Source organism: Singulisphaera rosea, assembly GCF_054877945.1.
The window spans coordinates 324,694-336,185 of record NZ_JBTYIP020000007.1; the positions used below are offsets into that span (position 1 = coordinate 324,694).

The window sequence follows — 11,492 nt, forward strand, 5'->3', positions numbered from 1 at the left end:
GTTCGCAATTCGAGCGTGGGTCGATCGGGACGGGAAATGGGATTAGATGGCGACGTCGGTGACGCGCTTGACCACAAGGGTCGCATAGGCCCCTTTGGGCAGCTCGAACGTCAAGGTCAGCTTCTTCCGGCCTTTCTCGAGTTCGTCGTCCCCGCCGTCCCCCGCGAGGTTCTCGGGGAAGAAGAGCGCCGGTCGCAGCCCTTTCGAGAAGAAGACGTCTTTCAGGTGGCGGACTCGGAGGTCCTGCCAGGTGAGGCCGAGTTCGGCCACGACCTCATTCGCAATCTCCCCCTGTAGCCCCTCCGGAGATGGATTCCTCGAGGACGGGAGCGGGATCTTGGCGGATGCCAGTGACTCGGCCTGTTCGGCTTCGAGACCCCGGTGGATCGGGAGCGAGGCCACCTTGAAATCGAAGGGGATCCGCTGATCCTCCCGGGTCGTTTGCGTGATCAATCGCCCGAGGATCAGGTTCCACAAGTGGCTCTGGAACGCCGAGAAATAGAGCGAGCGGAGCTCGCGGCGGACCCGGGCGAACGCCCCGCGAAAGTCGGTGGGGTGGTCGACCAGATACGTGACGAGGCTCCTCGCGTGCGAACGCTCGAGACGGGCCTTCGCCTCGGCCCAGCGGCCCCAGCACTCGCGGAGCACGGCCTTCTCCGCCTTTGTACCCGGCCGATCGGAAGGGTTCGGCTCCGCCAACGCGAGCTTGAGCGCCAACTCGTAGTCGCCGGTCAGCCAGGCCTGGCCGATGAAGCCGCCGCCGAATCCGACCGAGCCGAAGCGTTGATCGTCGAAGTAGTTGGGCAGGCCGTCGCGGGGCAGTTCGCCGACCGCTCGGTTCGCCCGGGCGAGCGCCACATCCGAGAGGGCACGGAGGACGACCGAGAACCGATTGCCCCGGAAGTTCTCCGGGCCGTAAGGACTGTCGAGTCGACCGAGCGGGATCAGCTCGAAGCTCGACTCGCGGAGGACTCGTTCGGGGCCATCGAAGATTGTCAGATATTGGGTCGTGACCGCGTGGCGATCCTTGAGGCCACCGTAGCTGATCCGACGGCCCGCGAGGTTCCATCGTCGGCAAATCGCCTCGATCGCTTCGAGCGTCCCGAGCCCGCGCTTCTCCAGGCGGTAATAGACGAAACGGCCGCCCTCGTCCCCCGAGACCAGCGGCAATTCCTCGACCCGAAAATCCTCCGGCTGACGTTTGAGCTTCATCGTCCTCACGCGCGATCGGCGACGGAAACTGAACCTCGGGCGTCGTCCGAACCCAGGAGGTGGCGCCCGCGGTCCTCAATGCTACCAACATCGCGTCGGCATCCCCAGGGCAAGCGCCGAAGGACCTCGCCCCGGGATGCCGCAGGCATCTCGCGAAAACGCAGGATCAACGCGTCGACGACTGCCTTGGGAACGGGCCTTGCGTCCAGGCCCAGATCGGCCAACGAGTGTTCGCGGACGTCATGGTCTTCCCGCCGTTGACGAAGCCCGCCAGATAGATCACGAGCATCAGGATGCCAAGCCCGCCCGCGAGCGAGCCGATAAGCCCCAAGTTCCTCTCGACGCCAGGCTCGACCGGCTCCGGCACGATCTCGGACTCAGTCAAGGTGCTGGTGAGGAGTCGGCGGCGGTTCGCAAAAGCATAGGCAAGCATGAAGACGAAGAGCACCCAGAAAACATGGTGCATGTTCACGTATTTTGGGCGCGAGGGATAGAAGAAGTAGAGTGCCGTCAGGTTTTGAAAGAGGAGCATCGTCCCCGAGAGCCAGAGGACCGGGAGGGCGGCCCAACCTCGGGATTTCCTGGAATAGATCACCAGCCACGCCAACGCGCCGACGAATCCCAGGACGCAAACGCCGTCGACGAGCCAGAGAACTGTCCGGGCCAGGCCGTCGGGGTCGGGATAGCCGTACGTCCTGAGCGACGCGGACCACTCCTTGAGCTTGACGTCGGGTCGGATCCGGCCGAGCCGATGCCAGAGCGGGATCAAGCCCAGGACGTAGACGATCGCGTAGGACGAGGCGAGCTTGAGATTCTTCTCCTCCGGAGGTTCGGGATAACGACGCCCGAGCATCCCGAAGGCGAAGCTGAAGCCGGCGATCAAGCCACACGACGTCTCCATGACATTCCAGTGGTTGATCGCATACCCCGAAGAATCCTGGAGCACGTTCGCGAGGTTCCCCAGGAGTCGGCCGGCCGACATACCGACGCCGAAACCGACGAACGCAAAGAGGGCCCCTCTCAGCCCGACCGGCTTCTTGTTCGTGGCCAGCCAGATCAGTTGGCCGATCGCCGCCCCCATGTACGCGATCGACCCGTCGTTCCTCGGCGGATTGATGTGGAACCCGAGCACATCCACGACCAGGAACGAGACCGACCATCCCGAGAACAGGACGGTCCCCACGAGCCCGAGCCATTCGCTCGTCGTCATGGGCGTCTTCTCGAGCATGAGCCCGATCAAGGCCCCTCCGAACGTCCCCCATGTCGCCCCCTGGAGGAACAAGGTAGTGAACCCATAGGCGAAGTTGATCGGGGTATCCGCCTGCGCGTAACCGTGCAGGATCCCGTAGCTCATCGACCCGCCCGACCCAATCCCCATCGCCGCGAGCGCGGCGAGGATCGGCATCCAGCGGAGCAACGACCGCTGCCCGCTCACATAAGCGAAGGCCAGGCCGAGCACCGCGCCGGGGTACATCGCCCCGACGAGGTGCCCGAAATCGCCTCGGATTCCCCATCCCAGCCCGACCGCAAGCGCAACGAACAGGCTCCGACCGAGGCGGTCGACGAAACTCATGATGCGGCTTCCTCTCACCCAAGAGTATCGACCCAGCGGCAGGAATGATCGCGACGAAGGGCAGGAATCGTCGCGGAGGGGCGATCTCCGCCCGTCTTGCCGACGGAGGGGGCGCGTGTCGAACGCTCCCCAGGGGTTCGTCCGACCCGCCGTTACGATGTCGACCAATTTACGGCGAAGCTTGTGCAAGAGGAAGAGAGGTCGGCCGAAAGAATGCGTTGGTGGCCCCGAGATGACCGCCAGCCTTCAATCCAACAACCACAAACGCATCCATGCTTTTACATTCCGTTGTTCAGTTCGCGATCAGGATACCCCCTGAGGCCTCCCAGCAGGTCGCGCGGGCATAAGGCAACAGTCGAACGGACAAATATCGTGGCTGGGGCCGAACCGGCCGATCGCCCGACGAGACTCGGAACCGTTGAGCCTCTCCTCGATCAGTTCGCCGAGCATCCCGACGAACCTGGGGTGGGTCCCCACGGTCGCGGAGCGAAGCATGTTGAGGCCAACGTCGTTACAGGCCCGGCGTGCCTCGTCGTCGAGGTCGAAGAGAACTTCCATGTGATCGGAGAGGAATCCCAGGGGGTGGACGATGACATCCTCGACCCCTTCGTCCTTGAGCGTTCGGAGGTGGTCGACGATGTCCGGTTCCAGCCAGGGGTCGGTCGGACGTCCGCTCCGGCTCTGGTAGACGAGCCGCCAGCGCTCGGCGTCGACCCCGACAGCGTCGGCGACCATTCTCGACGCTTCCGAGAGTTGTTCGACATACCGGCAGTTGGCCGACATGGACGAGGGGATGCTGTGGGCCGTGAAGGCAAGGTGGGTGGTGGGCCGACGCTCGGGTGGAATCTGGTCCCACGCAGTTCGAACGCGTTCGGCGTTGGCGGCGATGAATTCGGGGTGATTGTAAAACACACGCATCTTGTCGACGCGCGGGGCCGATTCGCCGACCTCGCCGCGAGCTCGCTCGATGTCCTCGCGGTACTGTCGGCAGCTCGAATACGAGCTATACGCGGCCAGGACCACCGCCAACGCCCTTCGAACACCATCGGCGGCCATCTGACGCATCGTGTCCCCGAGCATCGGATGCCAGTTGCGATTGCCCCAGTAGATCGGAAGCTCGACCTTTCGACCGAGGAGCTCGGGACGCATCGCGGCGATCAGGTCACGGACCTGGCCGTTGATCGGGCTCACGCCCCCGAAGTGGTAGTAGTGTTCGGCGACCTCGAGCATCCGCTCGTGAGGGACGTTGCGGCCCCGAAGGACATTTTCGAGGAACGGGATCACATCCTCGCGACGCTCCGGCCCACCGAAGCCGACGATGAGGATGGCGTCGTATGCGGGAAGGTTCGTGTCGTTGGAACTCATACGTCCTCTTGAAACTCCGACGCGTTTGGGCCCGACCGTGCTCTTTGTAGGCATCGTTCCGTCGACGGCAAGGGGCGTCCCACTCCCTCAAGGATACCTTGGACACGTGGATTCGGCGACGAGACGTAGGCTCGGCGTCCCTTGTCGGCCCTCCATGAACCTGCGAAGGTGAAAGGAGTTCGCACGCGAATGGCACGCCTCGGAGTCAGGGATCGAAGTCATGGATTTGCACCAGCTACCCGGGTCGAACGGCTCTCCGAAGCCCTCGTTCCCCACCTTGCCGATCGTCACCCCCGACCCGCCTCGGCTCACGACGCGCGAGAAATACGGCAGCCTGTTCTACCTGGGGATCGCCGGCCTGGCCGTGGTCGTCGCGCTCGTCGGCTGGTTCGGCCTTGGCGTCTGGTCACTCCGGACGGTCTGGACGAACGTCTATATCTTGCATGACGAATCGCGCCCTGAGGCCGAGCGGATCCAGGCCGCGTTCGCCCTGAGCCGGGATCCCAGCGTCAACGAGAGACAGCGTTGGGACATCTGCCTGCGGAAGCCCCTCCCCCCCCTGGCCCGCTACATCCTGGCCGAGTCGCTGACCGCCGAGGCGGCGAGCGCCGACCCATCGGGATATGCCACGACAATCGCAAAAAGTCCCGACTGGCCTGGATGGTTCCGGGTCCTCCTTGCACGCCCGATGGCGTATGCGTCGACCGAAGGGATCGCGTTCCCTCGAGCCAGCCTCGAGCTGATCGCCAAGAACCCCGACCCCTTCGTCTCGCTCTGGGGTAAGTTCCTGCTCGCGAACGGCCGCCCCGAGGATTCGTCCTCGCGACAGGCGCTCGAGAGCGAATCGAAGTCGGGCGGGGCGACTCGAGAGTTCGCCGGCTACCTCCTGCGCGCCTTGGAACGCGGCGGCCACCTCGCCGATCAAACGAGGATCCTGGACGAAGCGACCGACTGGCTCCGCAACCAAGATCCCGAGGCCGAAAAGGTGTGGACTGGATGGACTCTCGAAGAGGGCCGACTCGTCGCGAAACCGGCCCCGAAGTTGCATTAAAGCTCGTCGGATTTATCCGAGACGTCCTCGGGATCAATCGCCCCAGGTTTCGTCGAAGGGAGAGACGCCGATGCGCGCACGTCGAGGTTGGTTGGCCGCTGGAATAGCCCTCAGTCTGATCTCAGGTCCTTCCGTCACGGGGACTGCCCAGGAGACGAAGGCGTCGAAGGCCTCGGGAGTGGCGAAGGCGAAGGAGAGTGCGGAGCGGGTTGCCGGAGTTATCGTGAAAGTCGAACCGCTGGCGAAAGCGCCGACGGCGGGCGTGTCGAGTCGCCGAGAGAAGCGGGCGGACAAGGACGGCAAGGTGTTGCCCGTCCGGCTCACGATTAACATGGCCGCCGTCTGGAAAGATTGGGCCCGCGACCAGAACTCGGGCGATCCGTCCGAGTCCGCGAAGAAAGAGGCCACGGACGGGGCGAATTCGATCGCGACCAAGGGCGAGCCCCAGGACAAGGACACTCTCGTGGTCGTCGACCTCACGCACGAAGGGCGGATCGAGACACGATTCCGGACGCCCGATGATGAGACCACGAAAGGCGCCAAGACCCCTGCCGAAGCCAGACGCTCGGACGACCCGGCCGATACGAGGCCTGCTCCGCCCGACTCGAAACACGCGACGGCGAAGCCGACTCACTTCACGGCGGCCACTCTCAAGCCCGGGCTTTTCGTCGAGATCGACTTCAAACACCTCGACTCAACCAACATCGCCTCGACCGTCACCGTGATAAGGCCGGTCTACCCGGAGAGCCCGGCGAAACCGGCGAGCCGATAATCATCGGCGATCGATGTGCAGGCCAAGAAGACAAGGCCAACAATGATCCGCAGATGACGCCGATCGGCACAGAGGGAATAACTTTTAAATTTCCATCTGTGCCGACATGCGTCATCTGCGGATAAATCTACCCTTAATGCCTCACGCCCATCCTTATTCATCCGTACGCGACTCGACCGCCCGTAAGGCGAGACGGGCCCAGTTGAGGGCGTTCTTTGCAGAGCGTCGTTGGATGATCTCGCGAGGCTGGTCGGCCCCGATGTCGAGCCTCCGCGAGCTCACCTCGGTCGGGGTCGCGAGGCCGAGGTAGACGAGGCCGACGGGCTTGAGTAGCGAGCCCCCCGACGGACCCGCGATCCCCGTCACGCTGATCCCGAGGTCGGCCCCGAATTTGCGGCGGACGCCGACGGCCATGGCCTCGGCGACCTCGGGGCTCACGGCCCCATGGGCCTCGATGAGGCCCTCGGGGACATCCAGCAGGTTGACCTTGGCGGCGTTCGAATACGAGACGACTCCGCCCGGAAAATACTCGCTCACCCCGGCCTGCGCCGTGATCATCTGGGAGACGAGGCCTCCCGTACACGACTCGGCGGTGGCGATGGTGTAACGGGTCCGGATGAGTTGGGCGAGTAGGGCCTCGGCAACGTCATCGGCCCCTTCCCCCACGACAAGCTCTCCGAAGCGGTTGCGGATGAGCTCGAGGGTCGGAACCAGCGCCTGACGAGCTTCCGCCTCGTCGTTCCCCTCAGCGCGGATCCGGAAGCTGATGGTCGAGTCGTGGGCAGTAATCCCGATTTCGGGATTTCTGCCGCGCACGGTGAGGTCCATGGCGTCGGCTTCGATGTCCGATTCGCCCTTGCCGAACAGGTTGATCTTGTGGTGCAGGATGACACAGCCGGAACCCCCGAGCGCCCGGAGCCTCGGCACGAACTCCTCGTCGAACATGATCCGCATTTCCGAGGGGACGCCGGGCAGGCACCCGAAGGTGGCCTTGCCGACCTGCATCCAGATCCCAGGCGCCGTGCCGGTCCGGTTGGTGACGACCGACGCCCCCTGGGGGAAGAGGGCCTGGACTCGGTTCCTTTCGGCCATGACGCGATTCCGGCGCGCGAACATGGCCGCGATGGCCTCGAGGGCGGCCGGATCCTCGACCAACGGGACACCGGCCAGCTTTGCCAGGGCCTCGCGGGTCAGGTCGTCTTGAGTCGGGCCAAGCCCTCCGCTCGTGAGGATGAGGTCGGCCCGGCCGATCGCCACCCGGAATGCGTCGAGGTTTTCCTCGAGGTCGTCGCCCAGCGTGGTGTGGAAGTGGACGGGGATGCCGAGGGCGGCCAGGGCCCGGCTCAGCCACTGGCTGTTCGTGTCGAGCCCCTGACCGCTCACCAACTCGCTGCCGACGGCGATGATTTCCGCCTTCATCAACACCCTCGCATCAAGGAATCCTTTGCGTCGAGCGCCCGTCCGGGGCACCCGACCCTTTCATGGTAACAGCCCGACAAGTCGTCGGCGAATCTCCAAGAATCGTGGACGACTTTCGATAAGAGGATGACGTTCGTCCCCGCCGTGGGATATCCTTGTCGTGTCCGGCCCGGCGATCTTCTGGCCGGTGGGCCCTAGATCGCGTACCAGAGAGTGGGTGTCCTTCGCGGGAGGCGCTCCGTTCATGGTTAGCGGTGTCCTCGAACGTCCGACGCTGGTCCTCAATCGCCATTGGCAACCGGTCCATGTCGCGACCGTTGCCCGGTCGCTCACGCTGCTTTGGAACGAGTCAGCCTTCGTCGTCGACCCCGAAGACTTCCGGCTCTATGCCTGGTCCGACTGGGCAAAGTTGGTGCCCCGCGAAGGCGAGGCGTTCATCCGCACCGTCGCGTTCCGAATGCGCGTCCCCGAAGTCCTCACCCTGACCCGACACGATCGGCCGCGTCATACGGCCGTCACCTTCTGCCGTCGAAACGTCTTCAAACGAGACCACTCGACCTGCCAGTACTGCGGGCGTCAGCCGGGGAGCGAGGAATTGACGATCGACCACGTGATCCCTCGGTCACAGGGCGGCCTCACGACCTGGGAAAACTGCGTCCTGGCTTGCGTCACCTGTAACGCTCGCAAGGCGAATCGAACTCCCGAACTCGCCGGGATGAAGCTCCGGAAAACGCCCGTGCGACCGGCCTGGAAACCCCATTACGACGCACCCGTCGCCCGAGTGGCCAGTTGGTCGCGTTTCCTCAGCGATGCCTATTGGAACGTGACGCTCGAAGACTGACGCGGGTTCGGGGCCGATACCCGCCGGTGTTGTCATCAGAGGGTTGGTCGGTTAGATTACGGTCGATCGATCGGCCAGGGAAAAGGAGTTCCCCGGAACATGTCCACACGCGTTGCGGATCTGCGCAGCGTTCGCCCGCAGCGGGTCTGCCTCATCAAGCCGAGTGCCCTGGGCGACATCGTCAACGCCCAGCCCGTGCTGTGGTCCCTGCGCGCGATCTGGCCCGAGGCGAGTCTCGCCTGGGTGGTGAACCGATCGCTCCGCGGTTTGGTCGACGACCATCCTGAGATCGACGAGGTCATCGCCTACGACCGGGCCCGGAGCGGCCCGAGTCCGGCGGGGATCGCCCGGTTCCTTCGGTTCCAGGCGGAGCTACGGGCCCGACGGTTCGACCTCACGATCGATCTCCAGGGCTTGCTCCGATCGGGGATCATGTCCCTGGCCACCGGCGCGCCGATCCGAGTCGGGTTGGCGGACGCTCGCGAGGGGGCGGCGTGGTTCTATACCCATCGGGTGACGCCGCCAGGTCCGGACGCCCACGCGGTCGACCGTCTCATGACGCTGGCCGCAGCGTTCGGGGGAGAGACCGCCCTACCGAAATACGAGTTGCCGGTCCGGGACGTCGACCGATCCTGGGCCAGGGCCAAACTCGCAGGGGTCCCCCGCCCCCGGCTCGCGCTCAACATGGGGGCGCGCTGGCTCACGAAACGATGGCCCCCCGAACATTTCGCCGAAATCGCACGGCGGGCCGTGCAGACCCGAGGAGCCGGTCTCGTCGCGGTCGGTGCTCCCGAGGATCGCCCCTGGGTCGATGCCTTCCAATCGCTGGTGCCGGAGCTCTCGCTCGTCGACCTCTGCGGCACCACCACCCTGCCCCAGTTGGCGGCGGTCGCGAGCGAGTGCGACCTGTTCCTCTCCAACGACTCGGGACCGCTCCACCTCGCCGCCGCGGCCGGGGCGAAGGTCGTCGGCGTCTACACTTGCACCAGCCCCGGCCTCAACGGTCCGTATGGGCCTCGAGCGACGTCGGTGGCCACTCGAGTCTGGTGCGCCTCGAGCTATCGGACAAAATGCGACAGGCTCGAATGTTTCGCCGAGCTCACGCCAGACCGGGTCTGGCCGGTGGTGCTGGCTCACCTCGATCGCGGGGAGACGGCGGCGGCCTGATGGTCAAAGACGGTCGAGGACGCGTCCCGGGCCCGTCCTTCTTCAGAGGACGGGCCCTCGGGAACTCTGGGCTCAGGCGCTCTTGGCCTTCGGCGAGGCGAGCGGGAAGCCGGCCATTCGCTCGAGGATCGCGATCGGGGCCTTCTCCGGGAAGACGAGGCTTCCGCGCCGGACGATGAACGTCTGCTCGAGGGCGTACTGGCCGCTGATGCAGGAATGGCTCGTCGTGTCCGTGAAGACGATCCAGGTCGAGTTGGGCGGGAACTCCCATCGATCCTTGGGGCATTCTTTCTGGAAGGTCTCGCTCTCTTTCAAGTAATGATGAAAGCGGAGCATAAACTGATCGTACGGGGGCCGGTCGACCACCGGGAGCCCGATCCCCGACAGGAGTTGAGTCGCCCGGCTACGAAGCTGGGACATCCGGGTCGGCGGGTGCGGGAGCCGCGCCTTGCCCGCGTACTGCCAGGCAAGCTGCTCGAAGCTATCGGACGTGACCCAGATCCGCGAACGGTCGGGGTGGACGTTCGTGAAGATCCGCAGCAGCCGATCGCCGTGCGACGGTCGCGAGGGGAAGTTGTCGACGTGGATCAGGTCGTTCCTGGACCGGAGCGAGACCTTGCGCCCGGCCTCTTCGATCGGCCGAAAGCTCGCGAAGTCGATCTTCCAGTCCTTCGCATACCGCGAGAGGAACCGCGACATGAACCCGATCGCCCGCTCCGAGTACGCCCGCATCACCCGGTGCATACGGTCGCACTCGGCCGCGTCCTTCTGGTCCACACCCTTGAGGCGGTCTTCCGAAGGACGATAGCTGATATTCTTGTGATACGACGCGTCGACTTGTTTCTGCGAAATCAGGAACGCGCGTTCGTCCGCCGAGAGCTCGAACGGCGTGGTCGGGAAATAGAGGATGTCCCCAGTCTCCAGCCGTCGGTACTGCTCCTCGTTGGCCGTGAACTCCGGAGTACCGTCGTCGATCGTCAGCCGCGCCATCCAGCCCTCCTTGGCGAATGTGGTCGTCGTTGGACGAGGGAAAGTCTCGTCGGGCCCGAGCTGCGCAAAATGAGTCTGCGCGGGATCTTCCCTGATTTCGATAGGCCCGTCAAGGAGACCTTGACGCGCGCCAAGATACCTTGATCAGAGGGCTCCGAGCACGTCGGATCGGCGGCGAGGGCATCACGCCGCCGGGGCTCAGCGGATCGAGATGACAGGGCCCGGAGGGGGGTCGTCGTTCGGGGGGAATCGGTGCTCGACATCGACCTGGTCGAGGACGACGTCGGCCGGTTTGGCCTCGTTCTCGTGTTGGTGATGGTGGAGGCTCCGGCGCTGGATCTGGTCGAGGAGGTGTCCGGCGTCGAAGCGTTCGCCCAGATAATAGCGGCGAACGTCGGGATTCATGAGGATCTCGCCGGGCGTCCCGTACGCGAAGACCTTCCCTTCGCGGATCAGGTAGCTGCGGTCGGTAACCTCGATCGTCTCGCGGAAGTTGTGGTCGGTCAGCAGGATGCCGAGATTGTAGCGCACGGCGAGGTCGCGAATGGCGTCCTGGATCTCGTTGACCGTCTTCGGGTCGATGCCCGCGAACGGCTCGTCGAGCATGATCAGCTTCGGATCGGTGATCAAGGAACGCGCGATCTCGAGCCGGCGGCGTTCACCACCTGAGACGCGGTTGGCCTTGGTCTTCCGGATGTGCGTGAGGCCGAACTGGCTCAGCAGTTCGTTCTGCCGTTCGATCCGACGGCGACGGTTCATCCCCTTGCGGGTCTGGAGGATCGCCATCAAGTTGTCTTCGACCGAGAGTTGCTTGAAGACGCTCGAATCCTGGGCGAGGTAGCCCATGCCGAGGCGGGCCCGCTTGTACATCGGAAGCGGGGTGACGTCCTGGCCGTCGAAGACGACCTTGCCGCCATCGGCGTTGATGAGGCCGATGGTCATTCGGAAGCTGGTCGTCTTCCCGGCGCCGTTCGGCCCGAGCAAGCCGACAACCTCGCCTTGCGACACGTCGAAATCGACGCCGTTGACGACCTTCCGACGGCCGTAGAACTTCTCCAGACCGCGAGCTTCGAGCAAGGCCATGGGGCCGATCCTCCTTGAA

The 11,492-nt window shown here is 64.6% G+C and carries 10 protein-coding genes; 4 read left to right on the top strand and 6 right to left on the bottom strand.

Annotated features, from left to right (window positions below):
- Positions 1–42 precede the first annotated feature (42 nt).
- From truD to ACYOEI_RS15675, 3 genes are all read right to left on the bottom strand, one after another.
- Positions 43–1,212, bottom strand: coding sequence for a tRNA pseudouridine(13) synthase TruD (gene truD / locus ACYOEI_RS15665; RefSeq protein ID WP_462850452.1), 1,170 nt, complete (start codon positions 1,210–1,212; stop codon positions 43–45).
- 166 nt (positions 1,213–1,378) lie between these two features.
- Positions 1,379–2,785, bottom strand: a complete 1,407-nt coding sequence (locus ACYOEI_RS15670; RefSeq protein ID WP_462850453.1) for a hypothetical protein — start codon at positions 2,783–2,785, stop codon at positions 1,379–1,381.
- Positions 2,786–3,088: 303 nt separating this feature from the next.
- Positions 3,089–4,150 carry a ferrochelatase gene (locus ACYOEI_RS15675; RefSeq protein WP_462850454.1) on the bottom strand — a complete coding sequence of 354 codons (1,062 nt, stop codon included), beginning with the start codon at positions 4,148–4,150 and terminating at the stop codon, positions 3,089–3,091.
- Between the two features lie 220 nt (positions 4,151–4,370).
- On the opposite strand from ACYOEI_RS15675, the gene ACYOEI_RS15680 reads away from it, so the two are divergent.
- Entirely contained in the window at positions 4,371–5,201 is an 831-nt protein-coding gene (locus ACYOEI_RS15680) for a hypothetical protein (protein ID WP_462850455.1), read from the top strand.
- A 70-nt stretch (positions 5,202–5,271) separates the two neighbouring features.
- Complete coding sequence (locus tag ACYOEI_RS15685; protein WP_462850456.1) at positions 5,272–5,973, top strand: hypothetical protein; 702 nt, start codon at positions 5,272–5,274, stop codon at positions 5,971–5,973.
- Positions 5,974–6,126: 153 nt separating this feature from the next.
- Here the strand turns inward: ACYOEI_RS15685 and ACYOEI_RS15690 are convergent, their stop codons facing one another.
- Positions 6,127–7,392 carry a competence/damage-inducible protein A gene (locus ACYOEI_RS15690; protein ID WP_462850457.1) on the bottom strand — a complete coding sequence of 422 codons (1,266 nt, stop codon included), beginning with the start codon at positions 7,390–7,392 and terminating at the stop codon, positions 6,127–6,129.
- A gap of 244 nt (positions 7,393–7,636) precedes the next feature.
- On the opposite strand from ACYOEI_RS15690, the gene ACYOEI_RS15695 reads away from it, so the two are divergent.
- Positions 7,637–8,233 carry an HNH endonuclease gene (locus ACYOEI_RS15695; protein WP_462850458.1) on the top strand — a complete coding sequence of 199 codons (597 nt, stop codon included), beginning with the start codon at positions 7,637–7,639 and terminating at the stop codon, positions 8,231–8,233.
- A 99-nt stretch (positions 8,234–8,332) separates the two neighbouring features.
- Positions 8,333–9,400 carry a glycosyltransferase family 9 protein gene (locus ACYOEI_RS15700; RefSeq protein WP_462850459.1) on the top strand — a complete coding sequence of 356 codons (1,068 nt, stop codon included), beginning with the start codon at positions 8,333–8,335 and terminating at the stop codon, positions 9,398–9,400.
- A 72-nt stretch (positions 9,401–9,472) separates the two neighbouring features.
- On the opposite strand, the gene ACYOEI_RS15705 is transcribed toward ACYOEI_RS15700, so the two are convergent.
- Together ACYOEI_RS15705 and lptB are read right to left on the bottom strand one after the other, a co-directional pair.
- Positions 9,473–10,390, bottom strand: coding sequence for a Kdo hydroxylase family protein (locus tag ACYOEI_RS15705; protein WP_462850460.1), 918 nt, complete (start codon positions 10,388–10,390; stop codon positions 9,473–9,475).
- 198 nt (positions 10,391–10,588) lie between these two features.
- A complete protein-coding gene (lptB, locus tag ACYOEI_RS15710; RefSeq protein ID WP_462850462.1) occupies positions 10,589–11,473 on the bottom strand; it encodes an LPS export ABC transporter ATP-binding protein in 885 nt (294 codons plus the stop codon).
- Between the last annotated feature and the right edge of the window lie 19 nt (positions 11,474–11,492).